The organism is Mesorhizobium sp. M0496 (genome assembly GCF_040321205.1).
In the GTDB taxonomy this organism is placed as follows: Bacteria; Pseudomonadota; Alphaproteobacteria; order Rhizobiales; family Rhizobiaceae; genus Mesorhizobium.
On the sequence record NZ_JAMYRC010000008.1, the window covers coordinates 33317 to 49166 of the forward strand.

Genomic DNA, 15850 nt, shown 5'->3' on the forward strand with positions numbered 1-15850 from the left:
CCCCCTCCAGGGGGGAGATTGGCAGCTTCTATCTCGCCGTCCATCCTACAACGCAGATGATTGGCGAAAGCCGTGGCAATATCCGATCTCCCCCCTTGAGGGGGAGATGTCCGGCAGGACAGAGGGGGGTGCCTTGGCGCCATACCTGTCTTGACCAGCCCAACAGCAGACGAAATCGTCCTCCGTCCCGGCAATATCGACGACGTCGCAACTATCCACGCGGCGATCCTGAAACTCGGCACCCACATCGGCGCGCCCGAGGAGATCATCTCGACGCATGACGATCTCAGAACTTACGGCTTTGGCGAGAAACGCGCTTTCTCCACCCTGATCGCCGAAGTCGGCGGCAACTTTGCCGGGCTCTGCCTGCATTTCCCCATCTTTTCGACCTGGATGGGGCGGCCTGGTGTCTATGTGCAGGACCTCTATGTCGAGGACCGTTTTCGCGGCCGCAAGATCGGCGAGCGGCTGCTGCGGCACGTCGCGGCACAGTGCCGGAGAGAAGGCGGCGTCTATCTCCGACTATCCGTCGATACCGACAATGAGGGCGCCAAAGCGTTCTATGAAAGGCTGGGCATCGCCTGGTCGAGCTACGAACAGACGCAGAAGATCATCGGCCAGGCCTTCTTTGCCTTCGCCGACTCGGCCGAAAATGGGGAGCAGGTATGAAGGCCTTCTATGCGGAGGAACAGAAGCGCCACGATCCCAAGGCCTTCCTGTCGAGCGGTGCCGCGAAGCCCAATCCGGAACAGCCTGAACGCGTCGAGAGATTGTTAGCCGGCGCAAAATCTGCCGGCTGTGCCATCGACCGGCCGCGCAATCATGGGCTCGGTCCGGTCGCGGCAGTGCATACGCCGGAATATCTCGACTTTCTTGAGCACATCTACACGCGCTGGCAGCGCATCGACGGTGCCTCAGCTGAAGTGATCCCCAACATCCACCCGATCGCGCGCAACGGCTCCTATCCAGCCTCGGCCGTCGGTCAGGCCGGCTATCACATGGCCGACACCGCCTGCCCGATCTCGGGCGAGACATGGCAGAGCGCGCTGTGGAGTGCCTGGAGCGCGGTCGAAGCCGCTGAAGCGGTGATGGCAGGCGCGCCGGCCGCCTACGCGCTGTGCCGCCCGCCCGGCCACCATGCCTTTGCCGATGTCGCCGGCGGCTTCTGCTTCATCAACAATTCGGCGGTCGCCGCACAGACCTTGCGCAGGACGGCGTCGCGGGCGGCGATCCTCGACGTCGACCTGCATCACGGCAATGGCACGCAAGGCATCTTTTACGCGCGGCCGGATGTGCTGACCGTCTCGCTGCATGCCGATCCGGTGCGCTTCTATCCGTTCTTCTGGGGCCATGCCGACGAGCGCGGCGAAGGGCCTGGCCTCGGCTACAATTTCAACCTGCCCTTGCCGCGTAAATCCGCCGACGCGTTGTTTCTGGAAGCGCTCGAGGTGGGGTTCCAGCGCATCCGTGCCTTTTCGCCAGACGCGCTGGTCGTGGCGCTCGGCCTCGATGCGTTCGAAGGCGATCCGTTCGGCGGACTTTCGGTGACGACACCTGGCTTCTCGCGCATCGGCGAGGCCATCGCAAAGCTCGGCCTGCCGACGGTCATCGTCCAGGAGGGCGGCTATCTCTGCGACGAACTCGGCGACAATCTCACCGCGTTCCTCACCGGCTTCGGCGGAAAGACGCGGTGACCTCGTTGCGACAGTGCGTCAGGGTCGTTGCTGCCTGAGCATGGCGATCACCCGGTGCACGCTCTCCAACGTCTCGTCGATTTCGGCTGTAGTGTTGTAGTGGGCGATGCCGATACGCACGACGCCTTGCTCGGCAGGAATGCCGAGTTGGTGGACGATCTCCCAGGCGTAGTTGTGGCCGGACCATAGGAAGATGTTTTCGGCGTTCATCTGCCGCACGATCGTCTCCGGCACGATGCCGTCGACGGTGAAGGACACCGTCGGCACGCGCTCGCCAATCCGCTTCGGATCGGTGATGCCGTGGATCGTCAAGCCCTCGATATCGGACAGGCCATCGATCAGCTGTTGCGCCAGCGGGTTTTCGTAGGCGATCGAGACTTCAAATGCCTTGGCGATCTTCTGCCTTCGCGATCCACCCTCGCCCGCTGCCGCGCCAAGGTCGGCAAAGTAGTCAACCGCGGCCGTGAGACCGGCCATCAACTCGATTTGCGGAGTGCCTAGTTCGAACCGCTCCGGCAGCCCATTCGACGAGCAGCGGCATTTGTAAGGTTTCAGGCCATCGATGACGTCGCGCCGCCCCCACAAAATGCCCATGTGCGGACCGAAGAACTTGTAGGCCGAGCAGATCAGGAAATCGCAGTCGAGCTCCCTGACGTCGATCAGGCCATGCGGAGCGAACTGCACGGCGTCGACATACACCAGCGCACCGGTCTGTTTCGCGATGGCGGTCAGCGCCTTCACCCGGTTGATCGAGCCGGTCAGGTTGCTGGCATAGTTCAAGGCGACCAATCGCGTCCTGCCTGAAAGCAGGCTAGCCAGCGTTGCCTCTTCGACCTGCCAGCTCTTTTCATCGAACGGCAGCCAGCGCACGACGAGCCCGAGATCCTCGGCCAGTTGCAGCCAGGGCGAGACGTTGCCCTCATGGTCCATACGGGTGAGGATGATCTCGTCGCCGGGCTGCATGGTGCGGCCGAGCGTGCGCGACATGTGATAGGTCAGCGTCGTCATATTGGCGCCGATGATGATTTCCTCGGGGCTCGCCGCACCGAGGAAATCGGCCATCGCCTGATGCGCGACGTCGACGACAGCTTGCGCGGCAATCGTCGTTTCGAAATAGCCGCCGAGGTTGGCATTGGTGGTCAAAAGACAGCGCGACACCGCATCCGCCACTGGCTGTGGTACCTGCGTGCCGGCAGGGTTGTCGAGATAGATGCGGCGACGGCCCTTGTCGGTCAGGGAAAGAGCCGGAAACTTTTCACGCACTGTCTCAACCGGAAAATTCATTGTCGCTCGCTCACTTGGAATTATCGAGTATTCGGCCACATCCAATCCGTTCAAGGACAGGGATTGCCGACCCGCTGGTGGATCGCATCCACCGCCTTCTGCATCTCTTCGGTCCAGACGATTTCCACGGAAGACAGCGCTAGGTCGAGCTGCGAAATGGTCGTCGCGCCGACGATGTTCGAGGTGACGAAGGGCCGGCTTGAGACATAGGCATTGGCAAACAATGCCGGCTCCAGGCCAAAGGCGCGCGCCAGCTCATTGTATTCGAGCTGCACTTGCGCCGCGTTGGGCGTCTCATAGCGCTGGCCACGATTGAACAGCTGCGAGCGCGACCCTTGCGGGCGCGCGCCATGATCGTATTTGCCGGTCAGATAACCCTGCGCCAGCGGCGAATAAGGAAGCAACGACACCTGCTCGCGCTCGCAGACCTCGGCGAGGTTCACCTCGAAGGTGCGGTTGACGAGATTGTAGGCGTTCTGGATCGACGCGACGCGCGGGCCAATACCCTTTTCAGCCTCGGCAAGGAACCGCATCACGCCCCAGGAACTCTCGTTCGACAGGCCGAAATGGCGGATCTTTCCCGCCTTCACCAGTTCGTCGAACACGGCAAGCGTCTCGGCGATCGGTGTTTCGTCGGCCGGTGCGCCGACAGAATCGGCGCGCGGCGATACGGCGCCGATGCGCGTCGAATTGGCGCCCCAGGGAATGTCCCGTTCCGGCCAGTGGATCTGGTAGAGGTCGATGTAGTCGGTGCCGAGCTTGGCCAGCGACTTGTCGATGGCGTCAAAAATATCGGCGCGCACCAGTTGCGACGGCCTGTCGCCGCGAAACCAGCTGTTGGCCGTGCGGCCGACAACCTTGGAGGCCAGGATCACCTTGTCACGGTTGCGGTTGACCTTCATCCAGCTGCCGATGATCTTTTCGGTCCGCCCTTGCGTCTCCGCTTTGGGCGGGATCGGGTAGAGTTCGGCGGTGTCGATGAAATTGACGCCGCGTGAAAAGGCGAGGTCCATCTGGGCGTGGCCCTCGGCCTCGGTGTTCTGCTGGCCCCAGGTCATGGAGCCCAGGCAGATCTGGGTAACAAGAAGATCGGTCCGACCGAGACGGCGTTTGTGCATGGAATTCTGCTCCGGAGGAAAAGCGTGCGCGGCTGCGCGGGGAGTAAGCCCATCCTACGGAAAGCAGAGGCACTCTCCAAGCCTCGCCAGGCCGACTTTTGCGTGAACCAGCGGCGTTTAGCGGCGAGCGCCGGCCACCGCACGCCGCTTGGCCTCGTCGATCAGCATGTTAGCCACCTGCATGCGGATCATAGCGCGCTGGCGCAGATGCGGGGCGACACGGTCGGGATGGTTGGCAAAGGCAAAGCTGCGGCGCATGCGGCCGAAATCGGCGATTTGCTTGGGCTGATTGAGGCCAAGTTCGACCGCGATGGATTCCGGATCGATCGGCGGCAGCTTTTCCTCAGGCTTTGGCTCCTCGCCGGCAAGAGCCAGTTTGGCATGATCGAGCAAGGCGGCGAATTCGGTCGCCAGATCGGCACCGGCCTCGCGATATTCGCTGGCAAAGCTGCTGCCAGAAACCTTGATACGGCCGGAATGGAGTTCATCGGCCACCGAGAGATAGTCGAACGGGATGGATGGACGAGCGCCGGCCTCTTCAATCCCGTCTCTCCCAATCTCGCCGCCCCTGTCGGAAGCGACGAAGAGGTCGTCGAGCAACGAAGCGAAATCCCGCTTGGCGCCAGTAGCGATGTCAGCCTCCCCCTTGCCCGACCGTGCAAGCCTCAGAGCTTAGAGCCGGCTCGTTAAAAATGCATGCCACCGATCTTAACGAATTTAGCCGTCGCGCAGGCTAGCCTCTTCGGCCTCTTCAGCCTCCTCAACCCCAACACAAAAAGCCGGACTGCACTTTCATGCAGTCCGGAATTCGCCAGGAGTGGCGAGGAAAAACCGGCCATGTAGCCAGCATTCAAGGCTACGATGCGCGTCGCGCAAAAGTTTCTGTCGATTAGGGAAATGGCGAAAGAAATTCGCCAAGACATGGCAGGCATGCAAATGCTGCACTGCACAATTGTCACGATTCACCTATATTGGCGGCTGTGGAGGACCAATTAAGGGGCTTGAATCATGGGTTTCTTCACTGAAATGTTCGCCCGGCCGCGGCCGCAGGAGCATCTGAGATACCGTTCGGCGCTCGCACTGCTTCATTCGATGAGCAGTGCCGACCGCGCTGACATCGGTATCAAACCCGCCGATTTTCCGCGCATTGCCCGCGAAATGTCCATTCGCTAACTGCCGTCGGAGTCGTCAGATGTCCCGGATCAGTCCGGGACATCTCGAAGACCTCAATCCTTTACAGCGCGCCCAGGAACGTCGCCTTGCCCAACGGCACGCCATTGTGGCGAAGGATGTCGTAAGCAGTGGTGAGGTGAAAATAGAAGTTGGGCATGGCCACATGCAGCAGATACTGCATGCCGGGCATCGAGCTTTCGCGTCCACCAAGCTTCAATTCGATGATCTTGTCGTCGGAGCCGTCGAACTCGGCAGCCGAAAATGACGCCAGAAGATCCAGGGTCTTCGTGATGCGGGCCTGGACATCGGCGAAACTCGCCTCATTGTCCTCGTATTTCGGCACCTCACGGCCGGCGAGCCGCGACGGCGCGCCCTTGGCATGATCGGTGGCGATCTGCACCTGCCTGGTCAAGGCGAACATGTCTGGCGCTAGCCGCGCCGTCAAAAAAACCTGCGGGTCGATCTTGCGGTCAAGCGCATTCTGTTCGGCGGTCGCAAGCACATTGGAAAGCGCTTTCAGCCTGACCGAAAACACGGGCACGGATGCCTCATACATCGATATCGTCACGTCAAATCTCCCTGTCCGGCCGAACGCCAGCGGACGCGACGTAGCGCCTTCGCGCACGATTCTTCAAGACCGCCGGCGCTGCGTCACCACGTTGCCGCAATCGCCATAGTAGAATCTCCTATCGAGCGGAGATTCCCGATGAGACGCGCCCTTCTCGCAGCGACTGCCTTTCTCTCCCTTGCCCCGATCGGCCAGACGACATTGGCCGCCGAAGATGCACCCGAAGCGCCCTATGTCGACGACCGGTCGAGCGCCGATGCGGTCGTCCGCTCGCTCTACAGCGCCATTAGCCGGCACGAATTCGCCCGCGCCTGGGGCTATTTCGGCGATACGAAGCCGGCAAAGGATTTCGACAGTTTCGTCAAGGGTTATGACGGCACAGACAAGGTCGAGGTCGCCACCGGTGCTGTTTCGGACGAGGGTGCGGCCGGCAGCATTTTCTACAACGTCCCGGTCGCCATCCGCGCCACCGACAAGAGCGGCGGCGAGAAGGTCTTTGCCGGCTGCTATACGCTGCGCCAGGTGAATGCCCAGATCCAGGCCGCGCCGCCCTTCGATCCGATCCACATCGAAAAAGGCGCGCTTAAACCCTCCACCGCCGATTTCGAAGAGGCGTTGCCGCCAAGCTGCGGCGACGGGCCGCCGCCGCCGAAGAAGGACACGGCATTGGAACAGGCCAAGAAGGCGTTTCTGGCGACGTATGGCGACCAATGCGACAAGCAATTCCTGGCCGATGAGCCGGAGGTCTTTTCGATCAAGTACAAGGACAAGAATGCGCAGCCCGGCGATCCTGACAAGGAAACGCGGCTGTTTCATTTTTCCTGCTCGGCCGCAGCCTATAATGAAAGCTCGATCTACTACATGACCGACGAGGTCTCGGGCGTACAGCAGTTGCAGTTCGCCGAACCCAAGATGGACATCCGCTACGAAAACAATGACAGCGACGGCAAATTACTGGGCATGAGCATCATCGGTTTCCAGACGACCGGCTGGGCGGTCAATTCCGACTATGACGAGAATGCCCACACGATCACCACGTTCAACAAATGGCGCGGCATCGGCGATGCGTCCGACGCGGGGACATATCTGTTCCGGAATGGCAATTTCTCGCTGGTCCAGTTCGACGTCGATGCGTCCTATGACGGCGAGGAAAATCCGCAGACGGTTGTCGACTACAACACTCCGCCGTGAGCCCGTACGGGCTTCCCGCGGTGTCGATCAAGGTGCCTTCGACAGCATCCAGTTGAGTGTACCGCGCCAGTCGGTCATGCGGATCGGCGTGCCATGGGTGCCGGTCTCGAAACGGACGAAACGCGTCGGATAAGTGTTCGACTTGGCCAGGATCGAGCGAAAGAAGGCTTCCTGCTTTTCCACCGGGAAAACCACGTCGTGGCTGCCCTGGCCGAAGAAGACCGGTACGCGGCGCTTGAAGGCTGGGCTAGTGAAAAAGCTCTCGTCCCACAGCGAGCCGAGCAGCAGCAAGCCGTTGATACGGCCGCCGGTGTCTTTGCGGGCAGCAAGCTTCCAGCACAGGGCGCCACCCATCGAGCCGCAGGCGACGAAGATTTTCGCGCCCGGCGATTGTTCGACATAGTGATCAATCAGGGCCGCCACCTGAGCGGCACCGGTGTCACCGAAATCGGAAAAATCCGGACTGAGGTAGAGGCCGCCATTGCCGGCCATCAGATTCTTGAGCCGGTTGAAATTGCCTCCGAAGGTGAAGTCGTCGACGCCCTGCTTGCGGCTGCCACCCTGCCCGTGCAGATAAAGCACGATGATACCGGCGCCCTCGGTCTTGCCGACGGCGACATGCCTGACATCGCCGGCATCGGTCTTCAGGAGCAGATCCTGCTGCACCTTGCGAACGCTGGTGTCGGTGTATTGAGCGTTCACCCGGCGCTCGGGCACCTGGTCACGCTGGTTGATGTCGCGCATCTCGCGGTAGTCGATGACGATGTAGGCACCATTGGTGTCGGACGACAGCGTGGTCGGATAGGCGAAGAGATCGTCCTTGAAGGGTTTTAATTCGAGAGCATTGGCGTGGGTGGCTGAAGAAACCAAGAAAAGCATTGCTGTGAGGAACGCGCGGCACGCCCCCCTCTGGCCTGCCGGCCATCTCCCCCTCAAGGGGGGAGATTGGATGCGCTTTCGGTTTTCGCCAATTTCCAAGGCCGCAGGATGGACGCTTCCATCGAAACTGCCGATCTCCCCCCTTGAGGGGGAGATGGCCGGCAGGCCAGAGGGGGGTAAATGCGCAAACGCAGAGGGAAAGAAACGAAAAGACATGGCCAAGGCATGCGTTTTTCGGCTTGGGTTTGTCAATCCTGCAGCACGCCGCCGGCGCCTTCCAGCGCCTCGCGGGTATCGACATCGACAGACGCCGCCGCGCCGATCTCAACATCGATGACATCGAGCCCTTCGGTCTCGACCAGATGGCGTGCGCCGGTGTCGCCTTCCAGATGGGCGATCGCCGGAAACAGCGAGCGCGGCAACAGCACCGGGTTGCCGCGCTTGCCGTCATGCGAGGCGCGAACCACCGAATTGCCGCCGGCCTTGCGGAAAGCTTCGATCAACCTGTCGAGGTCGTCGGACGCAATACCCGGCATGTCGCCGAGAACGATCATCACGCCGGCGGAGTCTTCCGGCAGGTACGCAATGCCGGCTTTCAGCGAGGTGGACAGGCCCTCAGCAAAGTCGGGGTTGTCGGCGAAGGTCACGTCGAGGCCCGCCAGCGCGGCGCGCACCCGCTCGCGCTGGTGGCCGGTGACGACAATTGTGCCCGATGCCTTCGAGCCGAGCGCCCGCTCAGCAGTGCGGCGCACCAGAGGCTTGCCGTCGAACAGCGCCAGGAGCTTGTTCGGCCCCCCCATGCGGCTCGACCGGCCGGCCGCCAGCAGCACGATGCCGACCTTGAGCTGACTTTTGGCCGGCAGCGGTTCGCGCGGCTGCGGCCGTGTCGGAATTTCCATCAGCAGCCCGCCGACGCCCATGCCGGCAATGTCCTTGGCGGTCACATCAAGGCCAGCGATCAACCGGTCCAATACCCAATCGAAGCCGTTCTCCTTGGGGCTGCGGGCGCAACCGGGTGCACCAATGACGCGCTTGCCGTCGAGCGTGCCCAGCACCAGCAGGTTGCCGGGGTCGACAGGCATGCCGGCGCGGATAACGGTACCGCCCGCCCTCTCGATCGCCGCCGGAACGACATCGGCGAAATCGCTCATCGCCGAGGCGCCGAAGATCACCACCATGTCGTTGTCGCGCGCCAGGGAGGCCGCGGCTTCCGCCACCGGTGCGATCTCATGCGGCGTGCGGCGCTCCGCCGTCAGCCTGCCGCCGGTGCGGCCGAGCCGGGCTTCGGTGACGCGCAGCGTCTTGTCGAGTACGGAAGGCTTGATGCCGGGCAGAACCGTCTGGATGACGCCGACACGGACCGGCTGGTAGGCATTGACGGCAAAGATCTCACCACCGGCGCAGATTTTTGTCGCGGCGTCGACCAGTGCCGAACTGACCGCGAAGGGGATGATCTTCACGGTCGCGACCATTTGGCCTTTCTCGACCGGCGCATGCTGCGCCAGCGTGGCGATGGTGATGGCCGGATCGATGGCATTGATAGCGTCGATGACAGCATTATCGACAGTGAAGATGCCCGACGCTTGGGCATGGAGATTGACCCGCCCGGTCGCGGCCGACCTGGCCTCGATGCCGCGAAAGGCCATGCTGTCAGCGATCGCCTGCGCGGCGGCATCCTCGCCGAGGTCGTCGGCGGCCAGCACCGCCGCAACGACTTCAGAAATGCCGGCGGCCCGCAGCAGCGCGACATCTTCGGCGCTCAACCTGTGCGCCTTGCGAAAGCGGCGTTCACCAGCCGTGGTGGCATGCGCCAGCACCGCGCCTTCGGCCGTATCGATCGGGATCGGCCCGAACTTCACGCTGCCGCGCCTTTAACTTCCACACCGCGCGAGCGAAAGGCATGGATCGCTTGCGCAAGGACCGCAACGGCGATCTCGGCCGGGCTGGCTGCACCAATATCAAGCCCGATCGGCGCATGAATACGCGCAATCTGGTCGGCGCTCGCGCCCAGCGCCAGCAGGCGTTCGACCCGCTTGGCATGCGTCTTCCGGCTGCCAAGGGCGCCAACATAGAAACAGTTGGCGTCGAGCGCGATCTTCAGGGCGAAATCGTCGATCTTCGGATCATGGGTAACGGCGGCCAGCGCTGTATAGCTGTCGAGTGGCTGACGCTTCAGCACGTCCTCGGGCCATTCGGCATGGAGCGCGACGTCTGGAAATCGGTCCGGCGTGGCGAAAGCGGTGCGGGGGTCGATGATCTCTACGGGGTAACCGGCGATTTTCGCCATCGGCGCCAGCGCCTGGCTGATATGGACAGCGCCAATCACGACCAGACGCGGCTGCGGCAGATGCGCATTGAGAAAGAAGGTCCGCCCCTCGGCCTCGACCGAACCGGAATTGCCAGTGCGAAACGCCCTGGCGATCGCGGCGCCGAGATCGCCAGCGACCTGATCGCCCTCACGCACGATGCGGTTGCGACCGTCACCGAGATCAGTGACCAGGATCGCCGCGCGGCGAGCGCGGCGTTCGGCGTTGAGCGTTTTCAGCGCATAGGGATCCATCCGAGATCAGCCGAGCCTTTCGACATACACCTTGATGCGGCCGCCACAGGACAGGCCGACCTGCCAGGCGGTTTCGTCGGCAACACCGAACTCAAGCATTTTTGCCTTGCCGCTGTCGATGACGTCGATCGCCTCGGTGACAACAGCGCCTTCGACGCAGCCGCCCGAGACGGAGCCGTGGAAATTGCCGTCGGCGTCGATGACCAGATGGCTGCCTGCGGGTCGGGGCGCGGAACCCCAGGTCTCGACCACTGTCGCGATGGCCACGTCCTTGCCGTCCTTCATCCAGCCCTCTGCGATGATCAAGGGGTCGCGGGCCTCATCCAGATAAATGCTGTTTTCCATGACCGTTTTTCCAGAAGTCTGTTTTTCTCGAGGATCTGTTTTTCGGATGAGAAAGATATGGTTATGCGGCGTGCCTCGCGCCAGCCTCCAGCCATCGGCGCGGATCGACCGACTGTGCCGATTTCTTGTCCAGCGACGCGCAGAGATCGGCGAGCGCATCGAGATTGTGCACCGAGCGGAATTCGTCGACATGCGGCAGCATCGCCATGACGCCACGGGCGCGCGCCTGAAAACCGTCGAAACGCAGCAATGGGTTCAGCCAGATCAGCCGCCGGCAGGATTTGTGCAGACGCTCCATTTCCTCCGACAGGCCGGCGACATCGTCGCGCTCCAGCCCGTCGGTGATCAGAAGCACCACCGCGCCCTGCCCCAGCACGCGGCGCGACCATATCAGGTTGAACTCGGCCAGCGTATCGCCGATGCGGGTGCCGCCTGACCAGTCCTTGACCGCCGCCGAGCAGTCGGCAAGGGCGGCATCGGGGTCGCGATGGCGCATCTGCCGGGTCAGGTTGGTGAGCCGGGTGCCGAAAACAAAAGTGTGCACGCGCCGGCGTTTTTCGGTCAGCGCATGCAGGAAATGCAGGAAGATGCGTGTGTACTGGCTCATCGAGCCGGAAATGTCGGCCAGCACCACCAGCGGCGGATGGACTTCGCGGGCTGAACGGAATTTCGGCAGGATCAATTCGCCGCCTGTGCGCGCTGCCGAACGCATCATGGCGCGCGGATCGATGCGGCGGCCATGCGCATCAGCCTTGAAGCGCCGCGTCCGCACCATGTCGAAAGGCAGCCGCAACTGCGCGATCGCCTTCTTTGCGTCGGCCATCTCGGTCGCGTTCATCTGGGCAAAGTCCTTGCCGCGCAGCACCTCGTTGCCGGAAAAGGTGAAGCGGGCGTCGACCTCGATCTCAGGGATTTCCTGAGCCGGCTGGTTCTTCTGGTGGCCTTCGAACATCGCCTGGCTGACACGGTTTTCGGCTGTGCGGGGCTTCTGCTTTTCCCTGTTGTCGGGCGCCACGGGCGAAAACATCGCCAGCATCTTTTCGATCAGCTCGCGCGACTTCCAGAACAGCCGGAAGGTTTCGTCGAAAGTGGCGTGATCCTCATGTCTGGACACCAGCACGGCGTGCAGCGTCCAGTAGAAATCGTCGCGCGAACCGATGCCGGCGACGAGCACCGCTTCGATGGCATCCTTGACCGAGGCGGGCCCGACCCGCATGCCGGCCTTGCGCAGAGTGCGGGCGAAATAAACGATATTGTCGGCGATCCGCCCGTCGGCCTTCGCTTGTTTCGGTTCCTGGATCGGCATCGCCTACTCCGCCGCCGAAAGCTCGGCCTTCACCTCGTTGAGGATGCGCCGGCCTTCGCCCTGTTCGATGCGGGCAATGTCGTCCTGGTATTTCAACAGCACGCCGATCGTGTCGGAGACGGTTTCAGGATCGAGCGCCACCTTGTCGAGCTCGGTCAGCGCGCCGGCCCAGTCAATGGTTTCGGCAACGCCCGGCACCTTGAACAGCTCGATCTGGCGCAGCTTCTGGATGAAGGAGACCACTTCGGCCGAAAGCCGCTGGTTGGCTTGCGGCACCTTGCGGCGCACGATCTCCAGTTCGCGCTCAGCATTGGGATAGTCGACCCAGTGATAGAGGCAGCGCCGCTTCAGCGCATCGTGGATCTCGCGGGTGCGGTTGGTGGTGATGATGACGATCGGCGGCTCGTCCGCCTTGATGGTGCCGAGTTCAGGCACCGTCACCTGGAAGTCCGACAGGATTTCGAGCAGGAAGGCTTCGAACGCCTCGTCGGTGCGATCGAGCTCGTCGATCAGGAAGACCGGAGCAGCCCCGGCCTTGCCGGTCAGCGCATCGAGCACCGGGCGGCGGATCAGATATTTTTCGGAGAAGACGTTGCGCTCCATCGCGGAGCGCTCGACCTTGCCGACCGCCTCCTCCATGCGGATCTCGATCATCTGCGCGGCGTAGTTCCACTCATAGACGGCGGACGAGACGTCGAGGCCTTCATAGCACTGCAGGCGGATCAGCCGACGGCCGAGCGCCTGCGCCAATACCTTGGCGATTTCGGTCTTGCCGACGCCGGCCTCGCCCTCGAGGAACAGCGGCCGCTTCATGCGCAGCGACAGGAACAGCACGGTCGCCAGCGACCGGTCCGCTACATAGTCCGCGCCGGTCAGGAGATCGAGCGTCTCGTCGATCGTCCGCGGCGCGGCGCGCGGTTTCAGCTCGGTCATTCTTTCTCCGTGAACGCCGCCGCTCCGCTTTCCAGAACGTGGTAGCCGCGGGCGTGGTAGATCAGCGGCCGCAAATTATCGCCCATCCGAAGGCCTGTCACCTTGCCAAAAAGCACACGATGCGTGGCCAGGTCCTTGGTGTCGATCAATTCGCAGTCGAACACGGCGAGCGCGCCCTTCAGAGTTGGCGCGCCGGTGGAGATCTCGTCCCATTCGCCAAGCGCGAAGCGCTCCTCGACCGGCAGGCCGGTGATGCCGGAAAACCCGATCGACAGCGGCTCCTGGTGCGAGGCCAGCGTGTTCAAGGCAAATTTGCCGTTTTTTACGAACGGCTCATTCTTGGGATTTTCACGGTTGAGACAGACCAGAATGGTCGGCGGTGTATCCGACACGGAACAGGCCGCAATCACCGTCGCACCGCGCTTGCCGGCCGGCCCATCGGTGGTGACAACATGGACGTGGCCGGCAAAATGGCTCATGGCGTCGCGGTAGGCCTGCGGCCCAATTTCGTTCTTCTTCAGCACCGTATATTTTCCATGGTCAGGATCCTACCGACATATATGGCCATACATAGCCTGCCACAAGCGAAGTGCTTGAGCCATATCCCGAAATTCGCGTGTTGCACCAAGGTCGGGCAGGCTTTAGGTCTTGGCGATAAATAGGTGCCAGCAGCATAAGACCGGCACAGAGGACCTCATCGCTCGAATGCGACCCAGGACAAGAACGATAGCGGCGCTGTTCTGGCTGTTTCTGGCCAGTGATGCGAATGCCCAGACGCTGGTGGTCGGCGTCTCAGCGTCTCTCTCTGGACCATCGGCCATTCTCGGCAAACAGATCGAGGCCGGCACCGGTCAGGCGGCCCTAGCAAACGGCATAGAACTCAAGATCGTGGATGACGCCTGCACTGCGGACGGAGGCGCTGCGGCGGCCAGGGAATTCGTCGCAGCCAAGGTCAATGTCGTGGTCGGATTCCTTTGCACCGAGGCGATCGAGGCGGCGATGCCGATCCTGAAGGATGCCAACATTCCAGTCATTACCGTTGGCGTGCGAACCGAAAGCCTGACCGACCGCCGCGTCAAGACCGGCTGGCCGGTCTATCGTCTCGGGCCACGCGGCGACGATGAGCGTAACGCCGTCGCCTCCACCCTCACCCATCTGTGGCAAAGCGAGCTGTTCGCCGTCATCGACGACGGCACCATCTATGGCCGCGAAATCGCCGAGACGTTGCGGGCGGCCGCCGAGCAGGCAGCGCTGAAACCGGTATTCGTCGACACGTTCCGGCCGCAGCTCGACAATCAGATCGGCATGATCGGCCGGCTGAAGAAGGCCGGCGCCACGCATGTGTTTGCCGGCGGCGACGGCGACGACATAGCCATCATGGGCCGGGATGCAGCACAGCTCCAGGCCGGCATCGTCTTTGCCGGCGGGGAGAACCTCCGCACACCGACCGGAGACGTGCCCTATGCCGTGGGAACATTGATGATCGCACCGCCGGAATGGGCCGATGTCGCCGACCCCAAACTATTGTCGGCCTTTGCCACGCAGAAGGTCGTGCCCGACGGTTATACGCTGCCCGCCTACGCGGCTATCGAGATCGCCAAAACGGCGTCAACCTTGTCCGAGGGCTCGGGCAAGCCACTGACCGAGGCCCTGACCGGACAGGATTTCACCACTGCGATCGGGCCGATCCGCTTTGATGCAAAAGGCGACCTCAGCCAGAGCCCCTACCGCGTCTTCCGATTCGACGGCACGCGCTTTGCGCCTTTGGAAAGCAACTGATGTTTCGCACCGGCCCGCGCAACCTGATCACCGACGTTGCCGGACTGCGCGTCGGCAACGCGTCCGATGCCAAGCTGAAGTCCGGCGTGACGACCGTGCTCTGCGACGGACCGACGGTGGCCGGCGTTCAGATCCTGGGCGGCGCGCCGGGCACCCGTGAGACCGACCTGCTCGAACCGCACAATTCGGTCGATGTGGTGCACGCCGTGGTGCTTTCGGGCGGTTCGGCTTTCGGCCTCGACGCTGCATCCGGCGTGCAGGCGGCGCTGCGCGAACGCGGCATCGGCCTGGAGGTCGGAGGCTTTCGCGTGCCGATCGTGCCGTCGGCGATCCTGTTCGACCTGCGCAATGGCGGCGACAAGGATTGGGGCCGTTATCCGCCCTACCGCGAGCTTGGCTATGAAGCAGCGCAAAAGGCCGCTGCCGATTTCGAACTCGGCACCATCGGCGCCGGCACCGGTACGTTGACCTCGGGGCTGAAGGGCGGCCTCGGCTCGGCCTCGACGCTGCTGGACAATGGCGTCACCATCGGCGCACTGGCCGCCGTCAATCCGACCGGCTCAGCAACCATCAGCCGAACTCGCCATTTCTGGGCGGCACCGTTCGAAATCGGCGACGAATTCGGAGGACTTGGTTATCCCTCGCCGATGCCGGACGACGCGAAAACGATCCTGCTGAAATACCGCGACAAGCATATGGGCAGACAGGCCGGCGGCAACACCACGATCGCCGTCATCGCCACCGACGCGGTTCTCACCAAGGCCGCTGCAAAGCGCCTGGCAATCTCAGCGCATGACGGCTTCGTGCGCGCCATCTGGCCGACACACACGCCGGCCGATGGCGACCTGGTATTCGCGCTGGCAACCGGCACGAGCGGCATCGAACTCACCGCCGACGCGGCAATCGACCTCTATGCCGCGGCCGGCGCCACGATGGCGCGCGCCATCAGCCGCGGCGTGTTTGCCGCGACGCCGGCCGAAAACGATCTGTTTCCGGTCTGGTCATCGCGCCTGGGATAAA

Annotated in this window: 17 protein-coding genes; 6 read left to right on the forward strand and 11 right to left on the reverse strand. The window is 62.7% G+C overall.

The window, feature by feature from the left end; translation table 11 throughout:
* The first annotated feature begins 150 nt into the window (after nt 1-150).
* Both NKI73_RS10135 and NKI73_RS10140 read left to right on the forward strand, forming a co-directional pair.
* Complete coding sequence (locus NKI73_RS10135) at nt 151-669, forward strand: GNAT family N-acetyltransferase (protein ID WP_352629088.1); 519 nt, start codon at nt 151-153, stop codon at nt 667-669.
* Nucleotides 666-1694 carry a histone deacetylase family protein gene (locus NKI73_RS10140; RefSeq protein WP_352629090.1) on the forward strand — a complete coding sequence of 343 codons (1029 nt, stop codon included), beginning with the start codon at nt 666-668 and terminating at the stop codon, nt 1692-1694. Before NKI73_RS10135 ends, NKI73_RS10140 begins: the two co-directional genes overlap by 4 nt.
* An 18-nt stretch (nt 1695-1712) precedes the next feature.
* Here NKI73_RS10140 and NKI73_RS10145 read toward each other — a convergent pair whose 3' ends face one another.
* The 3 genes from NKI73_RS10145 to NKI73_RS10155 form a co-directional block, all read right to left on the reverse strand.
* Nucleotides 1713-2978, reverse strand: a complete 1266-nt coding sequence (locus NKI73_RS10145) for a cysteine desulfurase-like protein (protein ID WP_352629092.1) — start codon at nt 2976-2978, stop codon at nt 1713-1715.
* A 50-nt stretch (nt 2979-3028) separates the two neighbouring features.
* Nucleotides 3029-4096, reverse strand: coding sequence for an aldo/keto reductase (locus NKI73_RS10150; RefSeq protein ID WP_352629094.1), 1068 nt, complete (start codon nt 4094-4096; stop codon nt 3029-3031).
* Between the two features lie 117 nt (nt 4097-4213).
* Nucleotides 4214-4696: a hypothetical protein gene (locus NKI73_RS10155; RefSeq protein WP_352629096.1), complete on the reverse strand. Its 483-nt coding sequence runs from the start codon at nt 4694-4696 to the stop codon at nt 4214-4216.
* Between the two features lie 408 nt (nt 4697-5104).
* On the opposite strand from NKI73_RS10155, the gene NKI73_RS10160 reads away from it, so the two are divergent.
* A complete protein-coding gene (locus NKI73_RS10160; RefSeq protein ID WP_352629098.1) occupies nt 5105-5269 on the forward strand; it encodes a hypothetical protein in 165 nt (54 codons plus the stop codon).
* A gap of 61 nt (nt 5270-5330) precedes the next feature.
* Here NKI73_RS10160 and NKI73_RS10165 read toward each other — a convergent pair whose 3' ends face one another.
* Entirely contained in the window at nt 5331-5837 is a 507-nt protein-coding gene (locus NKI73_RS10165; protein ID WP_352629100.1) for a DUF1993 domain-containing protein, read from the reverse strand.
* 138 nt (nt 5838-5975) lie between these two features.
* Here NKI73_RS10165 and NKI73_RS10170 point away from each other — a divergent pair, with 138 nt between their 5' ends.
* The gene (locus NKI73_RS10170; protein WP_352629102.1) at nt 5976-7028 is read left to right on the forward strand and encodes a DUF1176 domain-containing protein; all 1053 of its coding nucleotides are present in this window, start codon (nt 5976-5978) and stop codon (nt 7026-7028) included.
* A gap of 27 nt (nt 7029-7055) precedes the next feature.
* On the opposite strand, the gene NKI73_RS10175 is transcribed toward NKI73_RS10170, so the two are convergent.
* From NKI73_RS10175 to NKI73_RS10205, 7 genes are all read right to left on the reverse strand, one after another.
* The gene (locus NKI73_RS10175; RefSeq protein WP_352629104.1) at nt 7056-7907 is read right to left on the reverse strand and encodes an alpha/beta hydrolase; all 852 of its coding nucleotides are present in this window, start codon (nt 7905-7907) and stop codon (nt 7056-7058) included.
* 248 nt (nt 7908-8155) lie between these two features.
* On the reverse strand, nt 8156-9766 hold the full coding sequence (locus NKI73_RS10180; protein WP_352629106.1) for an NTP transferase domain-containing protein: 1611 nt from the start codon (nt 9764-9766) through the stop codon (nt 8156-8158).
* Entirely contained in the window at nt 9763-10467 is a 705-nt protein-coding gene (locus tag NKI73_RS10185; protein ID WP_352629108.1) for an XdhC family protein, read from the reverse strand. Before NKI73_RS10185 ends, NKI73_RS10180 begins: the two co-directional genes overlap by 4 nt.
* Before the next feature lie 6 nt (nt 10468-10473).
* Nucleotides 10474-10812, reverse strand: a complete 339-nt coding sequence (locus tag NKI73_RS10190) for an XdhC family protein (RefSeq protein WP_352629110.1) — start codon at nt 10810-10812, stop codon at nt 10474-10476.
* A gap of 61 nt (nt 10813-10873) precedes the next feature.
* Nucleotides 10874-12118 (reverse strand): vWA domain-containing protein, encoded by a 1245-nt coding sequence (locus tag NKI73_RS10195; protein ID WP_352629112.1) that lies wholly within the window; start codon nt 12116-12118, stop codon nt 10874-10876.
* Nucleotides 12119-12121: 3 nt separating this feature from the next.
* Complete coding sequence (locus NKI73_RS10200) at nt 12122-13051, reverse strand: AAA family ATPase (RefSeq protein WP_352602640.1); 930 nt, start codon at nt 13049-13051, stop codon at nt 12122-12124.
* Complete coding sequence (locus tag NKI73_RS10205) at nt 13048-13575, reverse strand: flavin reductase (protein ID WP_352629114.1); 528 nt, start codon at nt 13573-13575, stop codon at nt 13048-13050. Before NKI73_RS10205 ends, NKI73_RS10200 begins: the two co-directional genes overlap by 4 nt.
* 181 nt (nt 13576-13756) lie before the next feature.
* On the opposite strand from NKI73_RS10205, the gene NKI73_RS10210 reads away from it, so the two are divergent.
* Together NKI73_RS10210 and NKI73_RS10215 are read left to right on the forward strand one after the other, a co-directional pair.
* Nucleotides 13757-14830: a branched-chain amino acid ABC transporter substrate-binding protein gene (locus NKI73_RS10210; protein WP_352629116.1), complete on the forward strand. Its 1074-nt coding sequence runs from the start codon at nt 13757-13759 to the stop codon at nt 14828-14830.
* Entirely contained in the window at nt 14830-15849 is a 1020-nt protein-coding gene (locus tag NKI73_RS10215; protein WP_352629118.1) for a P1 family peptidase, read from the forward strand. The genes NKI73_RS10210 and NKI73_RS10215 overlap by 1 nt, the downstream gene beginning before the upstream one ends.
* Nucleotide 15850 lies beyond the last annotated feature (1 nt).